The sequence below is a fragment of the Kitasatospora sp. NPDC088160 genome, assembly GCF_044741445.1.
Taxonomy (GTDB): Bacteria; Actinomycetota; Actinomycetes; order Streptomycetales; family Streptomycetaceae; genus Kitasatospora.
The window spans coordinates 1-23,658 of record NZ_JBIUSS010000013.1; the positions used below are offsets into that span (position 1 = coordinate 1).

At 72.7% G+C, this 23,658-nt stretch carries 24 protein-coding genes and 1 pseudogene; 21 read left to right on the top strand and 4 right to left on the bottom strand.

From position 1 onward, the window contains the following. From ACIOGZ_RS20985 to ACIOGZ_RS20995, 3 genes and pseudogenes are all read left to right on the top strand, one after another. A pseudogene (locus ACIOGZ_RS20985) lies at positions 1–117 on the top strand (NmrA family transcriptional regulator); the annotation flags it as partial. Between the two features lie 181 nt (positions 118–298). After that, positions 299–892, top strand: a complete 594-nt coding sequence (locus ACIOGZ_RS20990; protein ID WP_063350756.1) for a DUF1772 domain-containing protein — start codon at positions 299–301, stop codon at positions 890–892. Positions 893–1,128: 236 nt separating this feature from the next. Continuing rightward, positions 1,129–1,833, top strand: a complete 705-nt coding sequence (locus tag ACIOGZ_RS20995; RefSeq protein WP_400986715.1) for a polysaccharide deacetylase family protein — start codon at positions 1,129–1,131, stop codon at positions 1,831–1,833. Between the two features lie 114 nt (positions 1,834–1,947). Here ACIOGZ_RS20995 and ACIOGZ_RS21000 read toward each other — a convergent pair whose 3' ends face one another. Continuing rightward, positions 1,948–2,442, bottom strand: coding sequence for a DUF1772 domain-containing protein (locus ACIOGZ_RS21000; RefSeq protein WP_063350758.1), 495 nt, complete (start codon positions 2,440–2,442; stop codon positions 1,948–1,950). A 164-nt stretch (positions 2,443–2,606) separates the two neighbouring features. Here ACIOGZ_RS21000 and ACIOGZ_RS21005 point away from each other — a divergent pair, with 164 nt between their 5' ends. The 4 genes from ACIOGZ_RS21005 (at position 2,607) to ACIOGZ_RS21020 (ending at position 7,774) form a co-directional block, all read left to right on the top strand. Further along, positions 2,607–3,614: an AraC family transcriptional regulator gene (locus ACIOGZ_RS21005; RefSeq protein ID WP_363625437.1), complete on the top strand. Its 1,008-nt coding sequence runs from the start codon at positions 2,607–2,609 to the stop codon at positions 3,612–3,614. A gap of 171 nt (positions 3,615–3,785) precedes the next feature. Next, the gene (locus ACIOGZ_RS21010; protein ID WP_400986718.1) at positions 3,786–4,946 is read left to right on the top strand and encodes a GDSL-type esterase/lipase family protein; all 1,161 of its coding nucleotides are present in this window, start codon (positions 3,786–3,788) and stop codon (positions 4,944–4,946) included. Positions 4,947–5,047: 101 nt separating this feature from the next. Continuing rightward, complete coding sequence (locus tag ACIOGZ_RS21015; protein ID WP_400986720.1) at positions 5,048–5,644, top strand: hypothetical protein; 597 nt, start codon at positions 5,048–5,050, stop codon at positions 5,642–5,644. Between the two features lie 156 nt (positions 5,645–5,800). Beyond that, positions 5,801–7,774, top strand: a complete 1,974-nt coding sequence (locus ACIOGZ_RS21020; protein WP_400986721.1) for a LamG-like jellyroll fold domain-containing protein — start codon at positions 5,801–5,803, stop codon at positions 7,772–7,774. 44 nt (positions 7,775–7,818) lie between these two features. Here the strand turns inward: ACIOGZ_RS21020 and ACIOGZ_RS21025 are convergent, their stop codons facing one another. Beyond that, positions 7,819–9,072: an SLC13 family permease gene (locus ACIOGZ_RS21025; RefSeq protein WP_363633412.1), complete on the bottom strand. Its 1,254-nt coding sequence runs from the start codon at positions 9,070–9,072 to the stop codon at positions 7,819–7,821. Positions 9,073–9,248: 176 nt separating this feature from the next. On the opposite strand from ACIOGZ_RS21025, the gene ACIOGZ_RS21030 reads away from it, so the two are divergent. The 14 genes from ACIOGZ_RS21030 (at position 9,249) to hypE (ending at position 22,416) form a co-directional block, all read left to right on the top strand. Continuing rightward, a complete protein-coding gene (locus ACIOGZ_RS21030; protein ID WP_363588702.1) occupies positions 9,249–10,304 on the top strand; it encodes a hydrogenase expression protein HypE in 1,056 nt (351 codons plus the stop codon). An 89-nt stretch (positions 10,305–10,393) separates the two neighbouring features. Then, positions 10,394–12,178 (top strand): nickel-dependent hydrogenase large subunit, encoded by a 1,785-nt coding sequence (locus tag ACIOGZ_RS21035; protein ID WP_363588701.1) that lies wholly within the window; start codon positions 10,394–10,396, stop codon positions 12,176–12,178. Then, positions 12,175–12,636 (top strand): thioredoxin, encoded by a 462-nt coding sequence (locus ACIOGZ_RS21040; protein ID WP_363588699.1) that lies wholly within the window; start codon positions 12,175–12,177, stop codon positions 12,634–12,636. The genes ACIOGZ_RS21035 and ACIOGZ_RS21040 overlap by 4 nt, the downstream gene beginning before the upstream one ends. Continuing rightward, on the top strand, positions 12,633–13,280 hold the full coding sequence (locus ACIOGZ_RS21045; RefSeq protein WP_363588697.1) for a DUF5947 family protein: 648 nt from the start codon (positions 12,633–12,635) through the stop codon (positions 13,278–13,280). Before ACIOGZ_RS21040 ends, ACIOGZ_RS21045 begins: the two co-directional genes overlap by 4 nt. Then, positions 13,277–14,029 (top strand): DUF6084 family protein, encoded by a 753-nt coding sequence (locus ACIOGZ_RS21050; RefSeq protein WP_400986723.1) that lies wholly within the window; start codon positions 13,277–13,279, stop codon positions 14,027–14,029. The genes ACIOGZ_RS21045 and ACIOGZ_RS21050 overlap by 4 nt, the downstream gene beginning before the upstream one ends. Further along, positions 14,026–15,396 (top strand): hypothetical protein, encoded by a 1,371-nt coding sequence (locus ACIOGZ_RS21055; RefSeq protein ID WP_400986725.1) that lies wholly within the window; start codon positions 14,026–14,028, stop codon positions 15,394–15,396. The genes ACIOGZ_RS21050 and ACIOGZ_RS21055 overlap by 4 nt, the downstream gene beginning before the upstream one ends. Continuing rightward, on the top strand, positions 15,393–15,908 hold the full coding sequence (locus ACIOGZ_RS21060) for a hydrogenase maturation protease (protein ID WP_363588691.1): 516 nt from the start codon (positions 15,393–15,395) through the stop codon (positions 15,906–15,908). The genes ACIOGZ_RS21055 and ACIOGZ_RS21060 overlap by 4 nt, the downstream gene beginning before the upstream one ends. Beyond that, positions 15,902–16,015 (top strand): DUF6893 family small protein, encoded by a 114-nt coding sequence (locus ACIOGZ_RS21065; RefSeq protein WP_380345916.1) that lies wholly within the window; start codon positions 15,902–15,904, stop codon positions 16,013–16,015. The genes ACIOGZ_RS21060 and ACIOGZ_RS21065 overlap by 7 nt, the downstream gene beginning before the upstream one ends. A 217-nt stretch (positions 16,016–16,232) precedes the next feature. Then, positions 16,233–16,613, top strand: coding sequence for a hydrogenase maturation nickel metallochaperone HypA (hypA, locus tag ACIOGZ_RS21070; RefSeq protein WP_363588689.1), 381 nt, complete (start codon positions 16,233–16,235; stop codon positions 16,611–16,613). Between the two features lie 5 nt (positions 16,614–16,618). Further along, positions 16,619–17,479: a hydrogenase nickel incorporation protein HypB gene (gene hypB / locus ACIOGZ_RS21075; RefSeq protein ID WP_400986727.1), complete on the top strand. Its 861-nt coding sequence runs from the start codon at positions 16,619–16,621 to the stop codon at positions 17,477–17,479. Further along, entirely contained in the window at positions 17,476–19,809 is a 2,334-nt protein-coding gene (gene hypF, locus ACIOGZ_RS21080; RefSeq protein WP_400986729.1) for a carbamoyltransferase HypF, read from the top strand. Before hypB ends, hypF begins: the two co-directional genes overlap by 4 nt. A gap of 60 nt (positions 19,810–19,869) precedes the next feature. Next, a complete protein-coding gene (locus ACIOGZ_RS21085; protein WP_400986917.1) occupies positions 19,870–20,187 on the top strand; it encodes a HypC/HybG/HupF family hydrogenase formation chaperone in 318 nt (105 codons plus the stop codon). Further along, positions 20,184–21,308 (top strand): hydrogenase formation protein HypD, encoded by a 1,125-nt coding sequence (hypD, locus tag ACIOGZ_RS21090; protein WP_371522471.1) that lies wholly within the window; start codon positions 20,184–20,186, stop codon positions 21,306–21,308. Before ACIOGZ_RS21085 ends, hypD begins: the two co-directional genes overlap by 4 nt. A gap of 40 nt (positions 21,309–21,348) precedes the next feature. Next, positions 21,349–22,416 (top strand): hydrogenase expression/formation protein HypE, encoded by a 1,068-nt coding sequence (gene hypE, locus ACIOGZ_RS21095; RefSeq protein ID WP_363588712.1) that lies wholly within the window; start codon positions 21,349–21,351, stop codon positions 22,414–22,416. A gap of 179 nt (positions 22,417–22,595) precedes the next feature. On the opposite strand, the gene ACIOGZ_RS21100 is transcribed toward hypE, so the two are convergent. Continuing rightward, a complete protein-coding gene (locus ACIOGZ_RS21100) occupies positions 22,596–22,790 on the bottom strand; it encodes a hypothetical protein (protein WP_363588681.1) in 195 nt (64 codons plus the stop codon). Positions 22,791–22,979: 189 nt separating this feature from the next. Beyond that, the gene (locus ACIOGZ_RS21105; RefSeq protein ID WP_363625409.1) at positions 22,980–23,483 is read right to left on the bottom strand and encodes a GNAT family N-acetyltransferase; all 504 of its coding nucleotides are present in this window, start codon (positions 23,481–23,483) and stop codon (positions 22,980–22,982) included. Positions 23,484–23,658: the final 175 nt, after the last annotated feature.

Below are 23,658 nucleotides of genomic sequence, written 5' to 3' on the forward strand. Positions count from 1 at the left end.
CTGGACGGTCGTAACGCTTCGTTGGGGGACGGGGTGCGGCGGGCGTTGGGGCGTGAGCCGCGGGACTTCGCCGACTTCGCCCGCGAGGCCGCCGCGTCCGGGGTCTGGGACGTGTGAGCCGCCCACCGCTCCGCACAACTCGCAGGCCAGTCAGTTTCGTTGATCGTCGGTGCCGGGCCTCGCCGACTTCCTGACCGTCCATCCGGGTCGAACCCGGGAGCGGTACGGAAGCCGGTGCCCGGGCACCGTGGTGGCCCCCGCGCTGGGCGGGGGCCGGGGAGAAATCGAAGGATTACCGATGCGCTCGAACCAGACCGCGACTCCAGCTTCCTACTCCGCTCCATCCTCCTTCGGCGGCCTCGCGCCGGGCGCCTCGGCGGCCCCCGCCGCACGGAGCAAGGCCGCCGGGCCCGTCCTGGCGGGCGCCACCATCGCGATGGGCCTGATGGCGGGCCTGTTCTTCGCCTTCGACGTGTCCGTGATGCCGGGCCTCGCGGCGGGCGACGACCGGACGTACGTGACGGCGATGCAGCACATCAACAAGTCGATCGAGAACGGCATGTTCGGCCTGGTCTTCGTCGGAGCCTTCGTGGCGACGGGCGTGGCGGCCTGGCTCCAGCACAAGGCCGGGCGGCGGCAGGCGGCGCTGTGGGCCGCCGGGGCGACGGTGCTCTACGTGGTGGCCCTGATGGTCACCATGGGCGTCAACATCCCGCTCAACAACCAGCTGGCGCAGGCCGGCGACCCGTCCCAGATCACCGACTTCGCGGGCGTGCGCGCCAAGTTCGAGGGCACCTGGGTGGCCACCAACATGCTCCGCACGCTGCTCTGCACGGGCGGCCTGGCGGCCCTGACCCGGGCGCTGGTCCTGCACGGCCGCGCCTCGCGCTGAACGGCCGGGCCCCGCAACGGGGTTGACGCCCCTGGTGGATCCCCACCGGGGGCGGTCGCCGTGCCCGGCCCCGGTGCCTGGCCCGGTGCCTGGCCCTGTTCCCGGCCCTGTTTCCGCGGCTGGTCAACCCGCCGGGCAGCTGGCCGAATTCACCCCCGGCCGGTCGCGGCGACGGCGCCGTTCGGCGCAGACTGGTCGGTACAGGGCGGTTCCGGCACCAGGGGCAGGGGGCAGGCATGGCCGTACATTCCGGCAGGCGCAGGGCGGTTGGGCGGATTCGGACCGCGATCGGCGCACTCGCCGTCGCCCTGGTGGCGGGAGCGGCGGTCGCGGTGCCGGCCGCACCCGCCGAGGCGGCGGGCGCCAAGGCCGACAAGGGAGGAAAGGTCGTCTACCTCACCTTCGACGACGGCCCCAGTCCCACGTACACGCCGAGGATCCTCGGGATCCTCGCCCGCTACGGCGTGCGCGCGACGTTCTTCGAGATCGGGCAGAACGTCGCCGCCCATCCGGCGCTCACCGGGCAGGTCGCCCGGGCTGGCCACAGCGTGCAGAACCACTCCTGGTCGCACCCGGACCTGCGCCGGCTCTCGGCCTCCGCCGTCAACGCCCAGGTGGCGAACACGGACAAGGCGATCCGCGCCCAGACCGGCCGCACCCCGAGCTGCCTGCGCCCGCCCTACGGTTCGGTCGACGGCGCGGTGCGCTCGCGGGCGGCGGCGCTCGGCAAGCAGGTCGTGCTGTGGTCGGTGGACCCGACCGACTGGTCCCGGCCGGGAACGGCGGCCATCCAGTCCCGGGTGCTGAAGAACGTCCGCCCGGGCTCGGTGATCCTGCTGCACGACGGCGGCGGAGACCGCAGCCAGACCGCCGCCGCACTTCCGACGATCCTCTCCACCCTCAAGTCACGCGGGTACACCTTCGGGACCCTCTGCGGCTAGGCCCTGTCCGGGGCAAGATCCGCCGGACGGGCCATAGCCCCCGGATACGACTTCGAACTCCCACGAGGCACGCGGGAGTTCGAAGGTGTATCCGGGGGTCCGGCCGGGCGCGGGTCAGGCCTGGCCGTGCAGGATCAGCGCCCAGGCGAGGCAGGCGACGGCGGCGGTGCAGAGCAGGGCGCGCAGCACGTTGAAGCGGACCCAGCGGGCTTCGAAGCGCCCCCGGACGGCGGCCGGGTCGGTGATGCGTCGGGGCTCGCCGCCGGCGGCGAGCTCGTCGTTGAGCGGGATGTTGACGGAGCGGGTGACGCCGATCGCGGCGATGTAGAGCACCAGGGCGGCCACGGTGGCGGGTAGCGCGTGGTGGCCGTCGGAGGGCAGGTGGAGGGCGACGGCGGCGCCGGTGGTGAGGAGGGCACCGACGAAGCCGAGGACGAACCAGCCGTTCAGGATGGCCACGTTGATGCGCTGCATGACCTCGATGAAGGTGCGGTCCTCGACCCGCGCGAGCGCGGGCATGACCGAGCACGCGAAGGCGTAGAACAACCCGGCGGTCAGTCCACAGGTGACGGTGGCCGCCACCAGTGCGAGTGTGCGTGCCAGTTCCATCTTCGTAGCCCCTCACTGTCTCTGCGTATCTGCGTATCTGCGTATCGGTTCGTCCCCCGTGCGCCGATCATCCGGCATCCGGGCCGCTCGGGCCACCTCGATCACTCAAGACCCTCTCAAATGACGAACCGTCAAATGATGTCTTGCCGTCTACACTTGGGGCCATGGACACTCTGACGGGACTCCTCGACGGCCCCAAGGCCCGCGGTGCGTTCCTGCTGCGCTCGATCCTCACCCCGCCGTGGTCGCTGCGGATCGAGGACCGGGCCCCGCTGTCGGTGGTGACGATGGTTCGCGGCGAGGCCTGGATCCTGCCCGAGCGCGGCACGCCGCTGCTGCTGCACCCCGGCGACGTGGCGATCGTCCGCGGCCCGGAGCCGTACACGGTGGCGGACGACCCCGACACCCCCGTGGACGTGATCGTCGGCCCCGGGCAGGTCTGCACGCGCGGCGGTGTGGACGTCTCCGAGGTGATGTCGCTCGGCGTCCGGACCTGGGGGCAGGGCCGGGAGGGCGACCAGGCGTCCTCGGTGGTCCTGTCCGGCACCTACCAGGCCGAGCACGAGATCGGCCAGCGCCTGCTCGCCTGCCTGCCCGCCCTGCTGGTCCGCCCGGCCGGCACCGGCGCCGACGACACCCTGGTGCACCTGCTGGCCGCCGAGATAGGGCGCAACGAGCCCGGTCAGGAGCTGGTCCTGGACCGCATCCTGGACCTGCTGGTCGTCTCCGTGCTGCGCTCCTGGCTCGCCGCCCCCGACTCCGGCGCCCCGGCCTGGTACCGCGCCCAGCACGACGCCGTCGTCGGACCGGTGCTGCGGCTGATGCACGACGACCCGGCCACCGCCTGGACGGTCGCCGACCTCGCCCAGCGGGTCGGGGTGTCGCGGGCGGGCCTGGCCCGCCGCTTCACCGGCCTGGTCGGCGAACCGCCGATGGCCTACCTGGCGGGCTGGCGGCTGGCCGTCGCCGCCGACCTGCTGCGCGAACCCGAGTGCACCGTCGCCTTCGCGGCCCGCAAGGTCGGCTACAGCAACGCCTTCGCCCTCTCGGCGGCCTTCAAACGCGTCCGCGGCGTCAGTCCGCAGGAGCACCGCCGCCTCGCCGCGACCGGCGCCCCGGTCCAGCAGGCCGGCTTCTCCGGCCCGGCGGAGACGGTCATCCTGGCGGGCTGACGCCGTGGCCGTGGTCGCCGCCGACAGTCAAGGCCTGGGGATCCAGGACCGGGAATCCAAGGCTGTAATCTCATTTGCCTAAACTCATTAGGTAATCCCATACTAGCTATAGCCGGATGGCAGAAAGCACATGGCACGGGCAGGGCCCGCACAGAACGCGATGGAACAGCGATGAACACCTCTTTCACCACCCCCGTCACCGAGGCCCTGCTGCACGGCCACCTCGACGTCGAGCACACCGGACGCGGCCTGCTGCCGCACCGCCTGCCCGCCCGGGCCCGCCGGCAGATCCCCGACGAACAGCTCGCGATCGCCGAGTCCCAGCCCACCGGCGTCCGGCTGGCCTTCCGCACCCGCGCCACCGCGATCGACCTGCACACCGTCCCGACCAAGCGGGCCTACGTGGGCGTGCCCACCCCGCCCGACGGGGTGTACGACCTCCTCGTCGACGGGCAGCTGACGGCGCAGACCACGGTGTCCGGCGGCAACCTGCGCACCATCGACCTGGGCGCCGGCCGCGTCGAGCTGACCCAGGGCCCGCCCGGCACCGCCCGGTTCACCGGTCTGCCCGCACGGGACAAGACCGTCGAGATCTGGCTCCCGCACACCGAGACCACCGAACTCCTCGCCCTCGACACCGACGCCCCCGTCACCCCGGTCCCGGACGGCACCCGCCGTCGCTGGCTGCACCACGGCAGCTCGATCAGCCACGGCTCCAACGCCACCCACCCGACCGGCACCTGGCCCGCCCTGGCGGCGGCCGCGGGCGGCGTCGACCTGGTCAACCTCGGCTTCGGCGGCAGCGCGCTGCTCGACCCGTTCACCGCCCGCGCGATCCGCGACACCCCCGCCGACCTGATCAGCCTGAAGATCGGCATCAACCTCGTCAACGCCGACGTGATGCGCCTGCGCGCCTTCGTCCCGGCGGTGCACGGCTTCCTCGACACCGTCCGCGAAGGACACCCGGCCACGCCGCTGCTCGTCGTCTCCCCGATCCTCTGCCCGATCCAGGAGGACACCCCGGGGCCCCTCGCCGTCGACTTCAGCACCGGGGCACTGCGCTTCCGGGCCACCGGCGACCCGGCCGAGACCGCGGCGGGCCGCCTCACCCTCACCGTCATCCGGACCGAACTCGCCCGCATCGTCGCCGCCCGCGCCGCCGACGGCGACCTCAACCTGCACTACCTGGACGGCCGTTCGCTCTACGGCCGGACCGACCACGACGACCACCCGCTCCCCGACGACCTGCACCCGGACCAGGCCGGCCACCACCGCATCGCCGAGCACTTCACCCGCCTCGCCTTCGGAGACACCGGCCCGTTCGCTGACTGACCCGCCCGCCGCCGCCCTCGTGCGCGACAATCATCCGGTGATCGGGGGCCAACGACCGAGGGTCAACGACCGAGGGTCAACGCCCGAGGGGGAGAAGGCAGATGAGGCACACCTGGAGCAGGACAGCCACCGGCCTGGCGGCGGCCGTGACGGTGCTGGCGCTCGCCGGCTGCGGATCGACGAGCGCACCGAGCAATGCATCGCACACCGAATCCCGAGAGCCCGGCCAGGCCGGGGCCGAGGCCCTGGCCCGCCACGACCGGCTCTTCCCCCAGGTCGCGGCGACATGCGCGGGCGTCACCGCCACACCGCGGTCCGCCCCGGCCGCCGCCCCCACGGGCGACGGCGGTACCTGGGCCGACAAGTACGCGGAGAACCACGCCTACAAACAGACCGTCAGGCTCCTCGCCGACGCCCGGTGCCGCGGCGAGGCCCACGCGGCACGGATCGCGGACGCCCTGCGGCCCGCCGGCACGCCGGCCGTCCTCGACGAAGCCGGCCTCCGCGCGGCGCTCCAACGCCTCGGCTACCCCGCCGAGCTGGTCAACGTCCGCACCTCCACCGGCGCCCCCGGATTCGACCTCCAAATCCCCGAAGCCGTCTTGTGCGTCAGCGGCCTGCTGACCTCCCCGCCCGACATCCACCCGCACGGCATGTACCTGGACGGCGGCTGTACCGAACCCAAGGGCGGCCACTGACCCGGCCACTGACCCAGCAGCAGAAGCCGGACGGGGAACAGGCCCGCGGGGGACGTTCCCCGGGCGTTCACCGTGCGGAGGCCGGCCGTCCGATCGGCGGTCCGCGTCGTGCCCCTAACGTCGCGATCACCGTGCACGGCCCGAGGAGCTGCCCCGATGAACCACCATCAGAACGACCTTCCCCACGACGACCACGGCTCGAGCTGCCCGCGGACCGTCGGGTTCGACTCCGACGCGCCGGCGGCGGCCGGACGCCGCGCCTTCCTGCGCGCGACGGGGCTGGTAGGCGCCGGGCTGGCGGTCCTCGGGGCGGGCTCCACGGCGACGGCGTCGGCGGACGAGCCCGCCGACGCGACGGCCGACGCCTTCGGCGCGCCCGCCGCCGCGGACGACGGCCGGGGCGCCTGGGATCCGGACCCGGACGGCCCCCGCTTCTCGCTGGCGGTGATGCCCGACACCCAGTACCTCTTCGACGACGACCGGATCCACCCCGCCCCGCTGGAGGCCTCGCTGCGCCACGTGCTGGACGGCAGCGACGAGAACTTCGTCTTCCTCGCGCACCTGGGCGACGTCACCCAGAACGGCAAGGCCGAGGAGTTCGCCGCCGCGGGCAAGGCCTTCACCCTCCTCGACCGCCACGGCGCGGCCTACAGCGTCCTGGCCGGAAACCACGACGTCGGCTCGGGCAGCGACGACCAGCGGGGCCGGACGGCGTACCTGGACACCTTCAACCCGGCCCGGTTCGCCCGCTCGGCGACCTTCAAGGGCGCGAGCCCGGACGGCTACAACACCTACCATCTGTTCCGGGGAGCGGGCCGGGACTGGATGGTGCTCTCGCTGGACTGGCGGCTGTCCGACCGCGGCTTCGCCTGGGCGAACTCGGTGATCGCCCAGCACCCGACCGTGCCGGTCATCCTCACCACCCACGACCTCGCCTACGCCGACGACGGCGGCGCCGCCCAGCTGTCCGACCACGGGCACGCGCTCTGGGACAGGCTGATCAGCGGCAACGACCAGATCTTCCTCACCCTGAACGGCCACTACTGGCCGCCCGGCAGCACCACGCTGACCAACAAGGCAGGCCACGACGTCCACGTCCACATCACCAACTACCAGAACCGGTACTACGGCGGCGCGGCGATGATCCGCGCCTACCGCTTCGACCTGGACCGCAACACCATCGACGTGCGGACGTACTCGCCCTGGATCCAGCAGCTGGCCGCCGAGAAGGTCAACCGCCTCGCCAGCCAGGAGATCGAGCTGACCGGCCCGGTGGACAGCTTCTCGGTGCAGGTGGACTTCGCGCGGCGGTTCGCCGGCTTCGCCCCGGTCCCGGCCCGCCCGGCCCGCCCCGCGCGTCAGGTGACGATCCCGGGCACGGTCGCCTACTGGCGCTTCGACGGCGGCCGGCCGGCCGGCAGCGCCGTCGCCGACTCCCAGGTCGTCAAGGACCTGAGCGGTCACGGCAACGACCTCGTCAAGCAGACCGCCCCGGGCAGCCCGGCCGGGACGCTCACCTGGTCCACCGAGTCGCACCCCGACCAGCCCGGCCGCGGCAGCCTCTACTTCGAGGGCCGGGGCAAACCGGTCCAGGGCGCGTACCTGCAGACCGTCGCCAAGGCCCCGATGAACGCCGACACCTTCCAGCAGGGCTACACCTTCGAGGCGTTCTTCAAGCTGCCGGCCGACTGGGACGCCGGCCGCAACGCCTGGACGGCGCTGCTCAGCCGCTGGGGCACGAGCGGGGAGGCGGGGAAGACCGGCCCCGACACCGACCCGCAGGAGCCGGTCGCCACGCTCAGCCTGTCCGGCGGGCGGGAACTGCAGTGGTGCGTCTACCCGACCAACCTGAGCGGCCCCGTCACCAACTGGGGCCACGAACTCCCGCTCGGCGCCTGGTGGCACGTCGCGGTCGTCAACAACAAGCGGCTCACCCGGATGTACGTGAACGGTTGCGAGGTCGTCCGCAACCCCTCGACACCGTCCGAGGGCCTCAGCACCCTCGGCCACCCCTGGCTGCTCGGCGGTTACGAGTACGGCGGCGCGCTCAGTCAGGTCTTCCACGGCTGGATCGGCGACGTCCGCGTGGTCAACCGCCCCCTGCCGGTCCGGGACTTCATGATCTCCTGACACCCCCGCGCCCCGGGGCGCCCGCCCCACGGGCGCCCCGCCCGTCAGCCTCCCAGCGCCCGCAGCGACACCCACAGCGCCAGGACGGACAGCACCAGCGCCGACGGGACGGTGAGCAGACCGAGGCGGGTGAACTCGCCCAGCCGGACGGTGCTCCCGTGCTGGTGGACGATCTTGCGCCACAGCAGGGTGGCCAGGGAGCCGGCGTAGGTGAGGTTGGGGCCGATGTTCACGCCGAGCAGCATCGCCAGCACCGCACCCGGGCCGGAGGCCGCCGTCAGCGGCAGGAGGACCAGGACGGCGGGCAGGTTGTTGATCACGTTCGCGAGGACGGCGGCCAGCACGGCGACCGCGAGCAGGGACGGCAGTCCGGTGCCGGCGGGGACCACGTGGCCGAGCGCGGTGGCGAGGCCGTTGTCGACGACGGCGCGGACGACGATCGCGAGGGCGACGACGAAGGCGAGGAACGGAACGTTCGCGGCCCGGACGACCGCCGTCGGCGTGATGCGGCGCCGGGCGAGCGCCCGGCCGGCCAGCACGAGGGCCCCCGCCGCGGCCGCCCACGCCGGATTGACGCCCAGCGCGGAGGTGAGGACGAACCCGCCGAGCGTGCAGGCCACCACGACGAGCGCGAACAGCGGCAGCTCGGGGGCCGCCTCGTCCGGTGGCGGCGGGGCCCCGCTGTCCAGGTCGGCGGCGAAGAACCGGCGGAAGACCGCGTACTCGGCGCCGATCGCCACCAGCCACGGCAGGGCCATCAGCGCGGCGAACCGGGTGAAGCTCAGGCCGCTGGCCGCGAACGCCAGCAGGTTGGTCAGGTTGGACACCGGAAGCAGCAGCGACGCGGTGTTCGACAGGTGTGCGCAGGCGTAGACGTGCGGCTTCGGCCGGGCTCCGAGCCGGGTGGCGGTCGCGAACACCACCGGGGTCAGCAGCACCACCGTCGCGTCCAGGCTCAGCACCGCGGTGATCACCGAGGACAGGGCGAACACCTGCACCAGCAGCCGTCCGGGCCGCGCGGCGGTCCGGGCCATCCACGCCCCGCAGGCGTGGAACAGCCCCTCCTCGTCGCACAGCTGCGCCAGTACCAGCACCGCCGCCAGGAACCCGACCACCGGCCCCAGCCGTTCGGCCTCCTCCAACGCGTGCGCGGGCGATATCGCTCCGGTGGCGACCAGCAGGGCGGCGGCGGGCACCGCGACGGCGGCCTCGGGCCAGCCCCACGGCCGCACGACGGCACAGGCCAGCACGGCCAGCAGCAGTACCAGTGCCAGGCCCTCCGCGAGCGGGGTGTTCAGTGCGGGCTCCCTTCGAGACCAGCCGAGTCCGGCTGACGGCCACCCGGACGGGTGCACCGGCGCGCGTCCCTTCGAGCGACCTGCCCGGCTCTCTGGACCGGCGGCCGGACTGAACTGCTGCTATGAATTTTTTGAGCCTATCTGTTCGGCTCCCGTTTTTTTGAGGAGGCATCCTCATGGGTGCGGTTGCAACAACTTCAGCCGATGCCGCCGTGGTGCACATTCTCTGGATCAATGCGGGTCTGAGCTGCGATGGGGACTCGGTCTCCCTGACCGCGGCGATGCAGCCCAGCATCGAGGAGATCGTCACCGGCGCGCTCCCCGGCCTGCCGGAGGTCGCCGTCCACTGGCCGCTGATCGACTTCGAGTGCGGTCCGGTCCAGGGCGCGGACAACTTCGTGGAGTGGTTCTTCAAGGCGGACCGCGGCGAGCTCGACCCCTTCGTCCTGGTCGTCGAGGGTTCCATCCCGAACGAGACGATCAAGGAGGAGGGCTACTGGTGCGGTTTCGGCGACAACCCGGACACCGGCCAGCCGATCACCACCAGTGAGTGGCTGGACCGCCTCACCCCCAAGGCCACCGCGGTGGTCGCCATCGGGACCTGCGCCACCTACGGCGGCATCCACGCGATGGCCGGCAACCCGACCGGTGCCATGGGCGTGCCCGACTACCTGGGCTGGGACTGGAAGTCCAAGGCGGGCCTGCCGATCGTCTGCGTGCCGGGCTGCCCGATCCAGCCCGACAACTTCGCCGAGACGCTGACCTACCTGCTGTACCAGCTGGCCGGTTCCGCGCCGATGATCCCGTTGGACGACAAGCTGCGTCCGGCCTGGCTGTTCGGCGCGACCGTGCACGAGGGCTGCGACCGCGGCGGGTACTACGAACAGGGCCAGTTCGCCACCGACTACGGCACGCCCGAGTGCCTGGTGCGCCTCGGCTGCTGGGGCCCGGTCGTCAAGTGCAACGTCGCCAAACGCGGCTGGATCAACGGCATCGGCGGCTGCCCCAACGTCGGCGGCATCTGCATCGCCTGCACCATGCCGGGCTTCCCCGACAAGTTCATGCCGTTCATGGACCCGCCTCCCGGCTCCCGGGTCTCGACGGGTGCCAGCTCGGCGTACGGGGCGGTGATCCGCCGCCTGCGCACGATCACGGGCCGGACGGTCGACCGGGAGCCCAAGTGGCGGCACACGGGGCGCCGCCTGACCACCGGTTACCGCCCGCCGTGGTGACCCCTTTCCCCCTTCGGCCCGCCCGCCCCGCCCGGGGCGGGCGGGCCGTTGCAGAGCCTCCTCCCGCTGACAGAAGGGCATGACAGACGATGGCACCGACGACCAGGACGGCCGGCGACGGCAGCGGTCTGGTGGAGATGTCCTGGGACCCGATCACCCGGATCGTGGGCAGCCTGGGCATCCACACGAAGATCGACTTCAAGCAGAAGAAGGTCGCGGAGTGCTACAGCACCTCCTCGGTCTTCCGCGGCTACAGCGTCTTCATGCGCGGCAAGGACCCGCGCGACGCGCACTTCATCACCAGCCGGATCTGCGGCATCTGCGGCGACAACCACGCCACCTGTTCGGTCTACGCGCAGAACATGGCCTACGGGGTCAAGCCCCCGCACCTCGGCGAGTGGATCATCAACCTCGGCGAGGCCGCCGAGTACATGTTCGACCACAACATCTTCCAGGAGAACCTGGTCGGGGTCGACTACTGCGAGAAGATGGTCCGCGAGACCAACCCCGGCGTCCTGGAACTGGCCGAACGCACCGAGGCACCGCACGCCGGCGACCACGGGTACCGCACCATCGCCGACATCATGCGCTCACTGAACCCCATCGAGGGCGAGTTCTACCGCGAGGCGCTCCAGGTCAGCCGCTACACCCGGGAGATGTTCTGCCTGATGGAGGGCCGCCACGTGCACCCCTCCACCCTCTACCCCGGCGGCGTCGGCACGGTGGCCACCGTCCAGCTGTTCACCGACTACCTGACCCGGCTGATGCGCTACGTGGAGTTCATGAAGAAGGTCGTGCCGCTGCACGACGACCTCTTCGACTTCTTCTACGAGGCCCTGCCCGGCTACGAGGAGGTCGGCCGGCGCCGCGTCATGCTCGGCTGCTGGGGCAGCCTCAACGACCCGGACCACTGCGACTTCACCTACCGCAACATGACGGACTGGGGCCGGCGGATGTTCGTCACCCCGGGCATCGTGGTGGACGGCAAGCTCGTCACCAACGACCTCACCGAGATCAACCTCGGCATCCGCATCCTGCTCGGCAGCTCCTACTACCAGGACTGGGAGGGCAAGGAGCTCTTCGTCACCCACGACCCGCTGGGCAACCCCGTCGACCCCCGCCACCCCTGGAACCAGCACACCATCCCGGCCCCGCAGAAACGCGACTTCGACGACAAGTACAGCTGGGTGATGTCCCCCCGCTGGTTCGACGGCAAGGACTACCTCGCCCTCGACACCGGCGGCGGTCCGATCGCCCGCCTGTGGTCCACCGCGCTGTCCGGACTGGTCGACATCGGCTACATCAAGGCCACCGGACACAGCGTGCAGATCAACCTGCCGCGCTCCATGACCAAGCCGGAGACCACCTTCGAGTGGAAGATCCCGCAGTGGAGCAACGCCATCGAACGCAACCGCGCCCGCACCTACTTCCAGGCCTACGCGGCCGCCGCGGCCCTGCACTTCGCCGAGAAGGCGCTCGACGAGGTCCGGGCCGGGCGCAGCCAGACCTGGGAGCGCTTCGAGGTGCCGGACGAGTCGATCGGCTGCGGCTTCACCGAGGCCGTACGCGGCGTGCTGTCCCACCACATGGTGATCCGGGACGGCAAGATCGCCAACTACCACCCCTACCCGCCGACCCCGTGGAACGCCAGCGTCCGCGACAGCTTCGGCACCCCCGGCCCCTACGAGGACGCCGTCCAGAACACCCCGATCTTCGAGGAGAACCCCCCGGAGACCTTCAAGGGCATCGACATCATGCGCGCCGTGCGCAGCTTCGACCCCTGCCTGCCTTGCGGCGTCCACATGTACCTGGGTGACGGGAAGACGGTGCAGACCATGCACGTGCCCACCGGGCTGAGCGGACTCACCGCATGACCCCGGAACAGGCGGGGGCCCGCATCCAGGAGGCCCTGGACCAACTGGCCGGCGCCGACGCGCAGGAGGCCGGCGAGCACCTCGTCCGCGAACTGATGGCCCTCTACGGCGACGCCCTGGCCCGTCTCGTCCAGGCCCTGCCGCCCGCCGCGCTGGCCCGGCTGCTGGACGAACCGTCGCTGGCCGGGCTGCTCGTCCTGCACGACCTGCACCCCGAGGACGTCACCGCCCGCATCACCCGCGCACTCGCCACCCTGCCCGAACCGGTCGACCTGGCCGCCTTCGACCCCGCCACCGGCACCGCCCGGCTGCGCCGCACCCGCAGCGGCTGCGGGTGCGGCGAACAGGACATCGAGAACGCCCTGGCCTGCCACGCCCCCGAGGTCACCGCGGTCGAGCTCGAACGCCCCGCGGAACTGCTGCAGATCGGCGCTCGGCCCCCGGCGGACCCGCGATGACCTTCCGCCAGCTCGACCGGCCCGGCACCGCGCTGCTGCGCCGGCTGCGGGAGCCCGCACCCCCGCAGCCGCAACGCTGCGAGTTCTGCGGCCGGCACCTGCCCGCCGAGCACCGCCACCTGGCGGACACCGACCAGCAGGCGCTCACCTGCGCCTGCACCGCCTGCGCCCTGCTGTTCCAGCAGCCCGGCGCGGCCGACGGCCGCTACCGCGCCGTCCCCGACCGCTACCTGACCGACCCGGCCCACCCCCTCGGCGAGGACGCCTGGGCAGCCCTCGGCATCCCGGTCGCCACCGCGTTCCTGCTGCGCACCACGCGTCTGCAGCGGTCCGTCCTGCTCTACCCCGGCCCGGGCGGCGCGACCGAGGCCGAACCCGACGAGGCCGCCTGGCAGGCCGCGCTCGGCGGCAGCCGCCTCCACGCCGCGCTGCGGCCGGACGTCGAGGCGCTACTGCTGCGGCGCGACACCGATGGCATCCAGTGCTACCTGGTGCCGGTCGACGTCTGCTACGAACTCGTCGGCCGGCTGCGGCGCTGCTGGAAGGGCTTCGACGGCGGGGCCGAGGCGCGCGCCGAACAGGCCGCCTTCTTCGACCGCCTGGCCGCCCGGTCCCGCGTCCTCCCCGAAGGCGGCGCCCGGTGACCTCGATCTCCTTCGCCTGCACCGGAGTGCGGGCCGATCCCTACGCCGCCGGGCCCGCCCTCGTCTTCCGGCTGCGCATCACCGCCCCCGCCGACGTGCGGGTGCACGCGCTGGCGCTGCGCTGCCAACTGCGGATCGAACCGGCCCGCCGCCGCTACGGCGACGCCGAGGGCGGGCGGCTGACCGACCTGTTCGGCGAGCGCTCACGCTGGGCCGGCACCCTCCACCCGGTCCAGTTCGCCCAGGTCCCGCTGCTGGTCGGCGCGTTCACCGGCGAAACCGAGACCGACCTGGTGGTGCCCTGCACCTACGACATGGACGTCTCCGCCGCCCGCTACCTCGCCGCACTGGACGACGGGGACGTGCCGCTGTTGCTGCTCTTCTCGGGTACCGCCTTCGCCGGCCCCGGCGGCTTCCAGGTCACCCCGGTGGCCTGGGACCAGGAAGCCGCCGTGCGGATGCCGGTCAAGGTCTGGCGGGAGGCGATCGACGCGCACTTCCCGGGCTGTGGCTGGCTCCGGCTGCCCGCCGACCTGATGGCCGAACTGCTCGCCTACCGCTCCCGGCACGCCCTGCCGTCCTGGGAGGCCACCGTGCGCGAGCTGCTCGGCACGGCCCCGACCACGAAGCCGACCCAGACCACAGCGACGACCCAGACCACAGCGCCGACCCGGACCACAGCGACGACCCAGGCCGCGAAGCCACCCCAGGCCGTCAAGGCGGCCCAGACCGCGAAGGGGGAGCGGTGACCGCGCCCGCCCACGAGAGCGAGAACAGGTTCGCCCACGCCCGGCAGATCGCCGACGCCGTCCTGTTCGAGGGCTACGTGCTCTACCCCTACCGGGCGTCAGCGGCCAAGAACCGGCTGCGCTGGCAGTTCGGCGTCCTGACCCCGCCGCGCTACGGCGCCGACAGCGGCGAGCACTCCCACCAGCGCACCGAGTGCGTGATGGAAGCGCGCCAGGGCGACCAGCTGGCCGTCGAGCTGCGGTTCCTGCGCCTCCAACGGCGGACGGTCCAAGAGGCCGGCAGACAGGGCGGATTCCGGACCGTCGATGAGCTGGAGCTCGCCGACCGGGTGCTCGTCCCCTGGGACGAAGGGGTCGAGGAGCGGATCGAACTCCTCATCCCGGTCGAGGAATTGGCGGCCGGTGAAGCCGTCCGCGGCTTCGAACTCGACGCGTCCGAGGACGAGGAGCCGCTCGTCGAGGACGGTGCGCTGGCCGGGCGGCTCCTGCGCCGCCGCGAACGGGTCCAGGGCCGACTGCGGATCACCGCCCAGGACGTACCCGGCCCCTACCGGGCGCAGCGGCTGACCGTCCTGGTGGAGAACACCTCCGACTGGGACCCGGTGCCCGGCACCCGACGCGAGGCCGCACTGGCGCACGCCCTCGTCTCGGCCCACCTGCTGCTCGGCCTCGACCGCGGCTCCTTCCTCTCGGCGACCGACCCGCCCGAGTGGGCGGGCGAGGCGGTGCGCGCCTGCCGCAACGAGCACACCTGGCCCGTGCTGGCAGGCCCGCCCGGCAGCGGCAAGGTGCTGCTCTCCTCGCCGATCATCCTGGATGACCACCCGCACATCGCCCCCGAGAGCCCCGGCGCGCTCTACGACGCCACCGAGATCGACGAGATCCTCGCGCTGCGCACCGCGGCCCTGACCGAGCGGGAGAAGCGCGAGGCCCGGGGCACCGACGACCGGGCCGGCGCAGTGATCGACCTCGCCGACTCGATGCCCCCCGAGATCCTGGAGCGGCTGCACGGCGCCGTCCGGGGGCTGCGCGAACTCACCCACCCCGAAGCCGGGGCGGACCGGCCCTGGTGGGACCCGGGCAACGACCCGCAGACCGACCCCGAACGGGACCAGGTGATGATCGACGGCCGCCCGGTCGCCGCCGGCAGCCGGGTGCGGCTCCGGCCCGGGCGCCGCCGCACCGACGCCCAGGACGTGTTCCTGCACGGGCGCACCGCGCTGGTGGAGGCGGTGCTGCACGACGTCGACGGTTCGGTGCACCTGGCCGTCACCGTGGACGACGACCCGGGTGCCGACCTGTGGCGGGCGCAGGGCCGCTTCCGGTACTTCCAGCCGGACGAGGTCACCCCGGTGGAAGGGCCGTGAGCGCCGACCGGACCGGGCGGGTCCTGGTCGCCGGGGTCGGCAACATCTTCCTCGGCGACGACGGCTTCGGGGTCGAGACCGTCCGGCGCCTCGCCGCCCGGGAGCTGCCCGCCGGCGTCGAGCTCCTCGACGTCGGCGTGCGCGGCGTGCACCTGGCCTACCAACTCCTCGACGGCTACCGGACGCTGGTGCTCGTCGACGCCACCGCACGCGGCGGCGAGCCGGGGACGGTGTACCTGATCGAAGCGGACGCCGGACCGGTGGAATCGATGGTCCTGGACGGCCACCGGATGGGCCCGGACGCCGTGCTCGCCCTGCTCGCGACCCTGGCCGCCGGAACGGGCGGCACCGCGCCCGGGCGGGTCCTGGTGGTCGGCTGCGAACCCGCCTCACTGGAGGAGGGAATCGGACTGAGCACCCCGGTGGCCGCCGCCGTCGACGAGGCGGTCGCCGTGATCCTGCGCGTCCTCACCACGGACGCACACACCCACAGAGAGGCGGCACCATGCTGAAGAACCTCGCCGTCGCGGCTGCCGCGGCCGTCCTGGCCGCAGCCGCGGCGCTGATCTGGCAGAGCCTTCCCGACCTGAGGCGCTACCTGCGGATCCGGCGGATGTAGGAGCGGATGCGGTAGCGGAGCAGTACGCGCGGGGACCACCACCGGCGTGCTGCGAACAGGTAGTCACGGATACGGCGGCGGCGCGGCTTCGAGCCGTTCCCGCCGCCGCACCCTGTAATGGGGCCTGTTGCTCACGGGGCCTGTTGCTCACGGGGCCCGGACACCGGGCCCGCGCCCCCACGGAGCCGGGCGCCTCCAACCGCGGGAAACGAGACAGATGCACGAGATGTCGATCGCGACGGCCGTCGTCGACCAGGTGGACCGGGCCGCCCGCGCACACGGGGAGAGCGCCGTGGCCAGAGTCCGGCTGCAGATCGGCGAACTGGCCGGAGTCGTTCCGTCGGCACTCGACTTCTGCTTCGAACTGGCCTGCGCCGGAACGCTGTTGGAAGGTGCGGTGCTGGAGACCGAGGCCGTCGCCGCACGGGCGAAGTGCACGCCCTGCGGGGTCGAGTGGAGCGTCGGCATGCCGCCCGACCTGGGCTGCCCGCGCTGCGCCGGCGCCAGGGTCGAACTGCTGGCCGGGCGTGAGCTGCAGATCCTCGGCGTCGAGTGGTCCGAGCCCCCGACGGGCGCCCGGACCGATCAAGGAGGCTGAAACCGATGTGTCGCACCGTTGATCTCCGGCAGGCGGTTCTCGCCCGCAACGACGACGACGCCCGGCGGCTGCGGGCGGAACTGGCCGCTCGGGGCACCGTCGTGGTGAACCTGCTGTCCAGCCCGGGCAGCGGCAAGACGGCGCTCCTGGAGGCCGAACTCGGCCTGGCCCGGGAGCGCGAGGTGCCCGTCGCGGCCCTCACCGCCGACCTCGCGACCGAGAACGACGCGCGCCGGCTGGCCCGTTCGGGCGCGCCGGTGAAGCAGGTCCTCACCGACGGCCTGTGCCACCTGGAGACGGCGATGCTGCGTGGGCACCTGGCCGGCTGGCTGCCGCCGGACACCCGGCTGCTGTTCGTCGAGAACGTCGGCAACCTGGTCTGCCCCGCCTCCTACGACCTCGGCGAATCGCTGCGGGTCGTCCTCGCCTCGGTCACCGAGGGAGAGGACAAACCGCTCAAGTACCCGACCGCCTTCGGACTGGCCAACCTGGTGCTGGTCACCAAGGCGGACCTCGCGGTCGCGGCACAGTTCGACGAAGCGGCCTTCCTCGCGAGCGTCGCGCGGGTCAACCCGGGGGTGGAGGTGGTCTTCACCTCGGCCCGCACCGGGCAGGGCGCCGGGGCGCTGCTGGACCGGGCGCTCGCGGTGCTGGCCGGAGCGCAGGTCCACCGGCCGGTGATGGCCGGCGCGCACGACCACGACCACGGCAACCACCACGACCTCGGCAACCACCACGACCACGACCACGACCTCGGCAACCACCACGACCACGACCACGACCTCGGCAACCACCACGACCACGACCACGGCAACGACCACGCGGGGGCCCACGACCACCCGCACCCGGCCGTGGACCTGCCGTGACCACGGATCAGCAGCCGTCCCTGCTCCAGCGCCGCCGGGTCGCCGTGCGCGGACTCGTCCAGGGCGTCGGCTTCCGACCGTTCGTCTTCACCCTCGCCACCGAACTCGGGCTGTCCGGCAGCGTCACCAACACTGGCGAGGGCGTGCTCGCCGAGATCGAGGGCACCGGCGAGGCGGTGACCGCGTTCTGCCGGCGCATCGCCAGCGACGCGCCCCCGCTCGCCGACGTCGCCTCGGTGGACCACCAGCCGCTGGCCGTCACCGGCACACCGGGCTTCGTCATCACCCCCTCCCGCGCCGACGGACCGCACCGCACCCAGATCCCCCCGGACACCGCCACCTGCGCCGACTGCCTCGCCGAACTGGCCGACCCCGCCGACCGCCGCTACCGGCACCCGTTCATCAGCTGCACCAACTGCGGGCCCCGCCACACCATCGTCACCGCCCTGCCGTACGACCGGGCCAACACCACGATGGCGGCCTTCGCGATGTGCCCCGACTGCGCCCGCGAGTACGCCGACCCGGCCGACCGGCGCTTCCACGCCCAGCCCGTCGCCTGCCACACCTGCGGCCCGACCCTCACCCTGTCCGTCCCCGGGCTCCCCGTACTCGACGGCGAGCAGGCGCTCACCGAGGCCCGGCGCCTGATCACCTGCGGAGCGGTCCTGGCCGTCAAGGGCATCGGCGGCTACCACCTGGCCTGCGACGCCACCGACGCGGACACCGTCGCCCTGCTGCGCAGGCGCAAGCGGCGCGGTGACAAACCCTTCGCCCTGATGGCCCGCGACCTCGAACAGCTCAGGGCCCTGGCGGCATCCGGGGCGGTGGAACTGGGGCCCGTCGAGGAAGACCTGCTCACTGGCCCGGTGCGGCCGATCGTACTGCTGCGCCGGGGGCAACACCGGCTCGCGGAACTGGAAGCAGCCGCTCCGCGCAGCCCCGACCTCGGCGTGCTGCTGCCGTACACCCCGCTGCACCACCTCCTGCTCGCCCCTCCCGGCCCCGGACTGCTGGTCATGACCAGCGCGAACCTGTCCGGCGAGCCCATCGTGACGGACGACCGGGAGGCCCTCGCCCGCCTCGCCCCGCTGGTCGACGGCTGGCTCACCCACGACCGCCCCATCCACGTGCCCTGCGAGGACTCCGTGGTGCGGGTGGTGGACGGGCAGCCGCTGCCGGTACGGCGCTCGCGCGGCTACGTGCCGCTCCCGGTGCCCCTGCCGGTGCCGGTGCGGCCCGCGCTGGCCGCGGGCGGCGACCTCAAGAACACCTTCGCGCTGGCCCGGGACGGCTACGCCTGGCTGTCCGGCCACCTCGGCGACATGGACGACCTCGCCACCCTCCGGGCCTTCGACCGCGCGGTGGACCACCTCGGCGCCGTCACCGGCGTGCAGCCCGAAGTGCTCGTCGTCGACCGCCACCCCGGCTACCGCTCTGCCCGGCACGTGCGCAGGTCGGCCCGGGGCCGTGAGGTGCGGGACGTCCAGCACCATCACGCGCACATCGCCTCGGTGATGGCCGAGCACGGCCTCGACGGCAGCCGGCCCGTGATCGGGATCGCCTTCGACGGCACCGGCTACGGAGAGGACGGCGCGGTGTGGGGCGGAGAGGCGCTGCTGGCCGACTACCGGGGCTTTCGGCGTCTCGCCCGGCTCGACTACGTTCCGCTGCCGGGGGGCGACGCGGCCGTGGTGCGTCCGTACCGGATGGCGCTGGCCCATCTGCGGGCGGCAGGACTCCCGTGGGCGGCCGGCCTGCCGCCGGTTCGTTCCTGCCCTGCTGAAGAACTCCGACTGCTGTCACAGCAGTTGGACCGATCGGTGAACTGCGTGCCGACCTCCAGCATGGGCCGGCTGTTCGATGCGGTGTCCTCGCTGGCCGGGGTCTGCCAGCAAGCCGGGTACGAGGCGCAGGCGGCGATCGAGCTGGAGGCGGCTGCCCTCGCGCACGGGCCGGTGGCCGGCCCGGGGGAGGCCTACGCATTCCAACTCGTCGACGAGGGCGGGATGGTGACCGCCCGACCGGGGCCGGTGCTGGCTGCGGTGGTGGCGGACCTGGCGGCAGGGGCGCCACCCGGACTGATCGCCGCCCGGTTCCACGCGGCGGTGGCCGCGCTGGTACGGGCGGTGTGCGCCGAGATCGGGCGGCGGCACGGCACCCAGACGGTCGCGCTGAGTGGCGGCGTCTTCGCCAACGCGCTGCTGTCCTCGGCGTGCGCGCGGGGCCTGGCGGAGGACGGGTTCACCGTGCTGCGGCACCGCCGGGTGCCGCCCAACGACGCGGGGCTCGCGCTCGGCCAGTTGATGGTGGCGGCGCGGGCCGACGGCTGAGTGGCCGCCCGCACGAAGTTCGGCAGGTTCGGAGGAACCGGAGAGAGGAGGGAGACCGCGATGTGCCTGGCGGTACCCGGAAGAGTGTTGGAGATCGCGGAACGCGACGGGACCAGGATGGCGGTCGTCGACTTCGGCGGGGTCGTCAAGGATGTGTGCCTGGAGTACCTGCCGGACCTGAAGGTGGGCGAGTACGCCATCGTCCACGTCGGGTTCGCCCTGCAGCGGCTGGATGAGGAATCGGCTCGCCGGACCTTGCAGCTGTTCGAGGAACTCGGCCTGCTCCAGGAGGAGTTCGGCGACCCCTGGGAGGCCGCGGAGACTGCGGAGGCTGCCGCGGCCTCGGCAGCCTCGGCGAAGCGGGAGGAGGAACGGTGAGATACCTGGAGGAGTTCCAGAACCCCGAGCTGGCCGGCGGCCTGCTCGCCGACATCAGGGCGACGGTCACCCGGCCGTGGGCGCTGATGGAGGTGTGCGGCGGTCAGACACACAGCATCATCCGACACGGGATCGACCAACTACTTCCTCCCGAAGTCGAGTTGATCCACGGCCCGGGCTGCCCGGTGTGCGTCACCCCGCTGGAGGTGATCGACAAGGCGCTGGAGATCGCGGCCCGGCCCGAGGTGATCTTCTGCTCCTTCGGCGACATGCTGCGCGTGCCCGGCACCGGCCGTGACCTCTTCCGGGTACGCGGCGAGGGCGGCGATGTCCGGGTGGTGTACTCCCCGCTGGACGCGCTGCGGATCGCCGAGGAGAACCCGCACCGGGAGGTCGTCTTCTTCGGCATCGGCTTCGAGACCACCGCACCACCCAACGCCATGGCGGTGCACCAGGCCAGGAAGCGGGGCATCGGCAACTTCAGCATGCTGGTCTCGCACGTACGGGTGCCACCCGCCATCGAGGCCATCATGAACTCGCCGCAGTGCCGGGTCCAGGGCTTCCTCGCCGCCGGACACGTGTGCAGCGTGATGGGGACCGACGAATACCCCGCGCTCGCCGATCGCCACCGGGTGCCGATCGTCGTCACCGGCTTCGAACCGCTGGACATCCTGGAGGGAATCCGGCGCACCGTACGGCAGTTGGAGAACGGCGAGCACACCGTCGACAACGCCTACGCGCGGGCCGTACGCCCGGAGGGCAACCCGGCGGCCCGGGCCATGCTGGAGGACGTCTTCGAAGTGACGGACCGGGCCTGGCGCGGCATCGGCGTCATCCCGGACAGCGGGTGGCGGCTCTCCCCGCGCTACCGCGACCACGACGCCGAGCACCGCTTCGACGTCGCGCGGATCACCACCGTCGAACCCGCGCAGTGCCGCAGCGGGGAAGTCCTCCAGGGGCTGCTCAAGCCGCACCAGTGCGAGGCCTTCGGCACCGCCTGCACCCCGCGCACCCCGCTCGGCGCCACCATGGTCTCCAGCGAGGGCGCCTGCGCCGCCTACTACCTCTACCGGCGGCTCGACGCGCCGGGCATCGCCCGGGAGGCGAGCCCCGTTGGCTGAGACCCAGACCCAGACCCAGACCCAGACGCAGACGCAGACCCTGACCGGCGCCGGCGGCGCCCCGGACATCCTCGGGTGGAGCTGCCCGCTGCCGCTGCGCGACCACCCCCGGGTGGTGATGGGGCACGGCGGAGGCGGGGTGCTGTCGGCCGAACTGGTGGCGAACCTTTTCGCCCCGGCCTTCGGCGGGCCGGTGCTCGCCGGGCTCGCGGACTCGGCGGTCGTCGAGCTCGGCGGTGCCCGGCTCGCCTTCTCCACCGATTCCTACGTCGTGCGGCCGCTCTTCTTCCCCGGCGGCAGCATCGGCGACCTCGCGGTCAACGGAACCGTCAACGACCTGGCCATGAGCGGGGCCCAGGCGGCCTATCTGTCCTGCGGCTTCATCCTGGAGGAGGGCGTGGAGACGGCCGTGGTCGCGCACGTCGCCCAGGCGCTGGGCGCCGCCGCCCGGGCCGCCGGGGTGGAGGTGGTCACCGGCGACACCAAGGTCGTCGAGGCCGGGCACGGCGACGGCGTGTACCTGAACACCGCCGGCATCGGGCTCGTCCCGGCCGGAGTCGACATCCGGCCGCAGCGCGCCGCCCCCGGTGACGTGGTGATCGTCAGCGGTGAGATCGGCCTGCACGGCGTGGCCATCATGAGCGTGCGCGAGGGCCTGGAATTCGGCGTCGAGATCGAGAGCGACTGCGCAGCCCTCGGCGGACTGGTGGCCGCGATGCTGGCCGTCACACCCGACCTGCACGTGCTGCGCGACCCCACCCGGGGCGGCCTCGCGGCGGCGCTCGGTGAGATCGCCGAGGCCGCCCGGGTGGGCGTCGTGGTGAACGAGCGGGCCGTCCCCGTGCCCGCGCAGGTCGCCAACGCCTGTGCGATCCTCGGTCTCGACCCGTTCTACGTCGCCAACGAGGGCAAGCTGGTCGCCTTCGTCCCGCGCGAGCACGCCGACGCCGTCCTCGCCGCGATGCGGGCGCACCCGCTGGGCGCGGGCTCGGCAGTGATCGGCGAGTGCGTGGTGGACCACCCCGGCATGGTCGTCTGCCGCACCCCCTTCGGCGGCACCCGCGTCATCGACCTGCCGATGGGGGAGCAACTCCCGCGGATCTGCTGAGGGTTCCGCCCGCCTCGCGCGGGTGGGGGAACAGGATCGGGGCTCGTACCGGCTTCACCGGTACGAGCCCCGATCCTCGTCCAGGGCGTGCGATCAGCCCGGGGGCACCAGTGCCGCACGGCCCGACGGAGCCGGAATCCTGCCGGTCCCGGGTGTGCCCGGAACCGGCAGGGCGGCGGTCAGCGGCGGGTCCGGCGGAGCGTCAGCAGCAGGCCGCCCGCAGCGCAGTTCGGGCCGAACGCCTGCTCCGGCGGGGGAGGCGCGGAGACCGCCGGCGCGGCAGCGTCGCTGCCCACACCGGTGCAGCCCGCGAGCGGCACGAAGGCCGGCGCGACGGCTGCGGTCAAGACGGGGCAGGTCGTGCGACGACGCATGCGAAGTCCTCCTCAAGGGGGCGAACCGGCCATCCGGGCTTAATGCGCTCAGATAGCGACACGGGAACGGGATGATCCCCGGGACTGACCTCACCTGACCACCCGGCACCGAATCGGCGCCGGGATCCGGCGGACCGGCCCGCCCGGGCGACGGGCGAGCCGAACGGGCTGTCCTCGCCCGGATCCCCGTCAGGGGGCGAGTCGGAACTCCTCCAACTCCATGCCGTACCAGCGGGTGGTGCGGCCCAGCGCGGTCATGCCGAGCCGGTGGCAGACGGCCAGCGACGGCCGGTTGTCCGGCCGGACCACCGAGTGGATCTCGGCCAGGCCGTCCGCGAATCCCTTGGCCACGGCGCCCTGCGCGGCCTCGGTGGCGTAGCCCTGCCCCCAGCTGTCCGGATGGAGGTGCCAGCCGACCTCGACCTCTCCGTCGCCGTCCGGGATCGGGGCGAGCAGGACGGAGCCGGCGACCACGCCGGTGTCCTTCCGTTCCGCCGCCCAGATGCCGAAGCGCGGGTCGGCCGAGCGGGAGCGGAAGCGTTCGATCGTCGCCTCGGCGTCAGTGAGGTTCTCCAGGGTGCGGGGATCGCGGCCCAGCCACTGCGTCACCTCCCAGCGGGAGTAGATGTCGAGTGCCCGTTCGCGGTCCTCGGGCTGCCACTGGCGTATCGTCAGGCGATTGGTCGTGAACATGGACGTGATTCTGCTCCGACTGACCTGCGGGTGCCAGGCGCAGGCGCTTTCGTCATCGACCGCGCGGCCTCCCCCGCAGGGCTTCCACCTCGCAGCTTCCATCGCTCCGACCTGACGGGCTCCCGTGCGCAGGGCGACTTTGGGCCAAGATTGCCTGTTCATGCGATCGGCACAT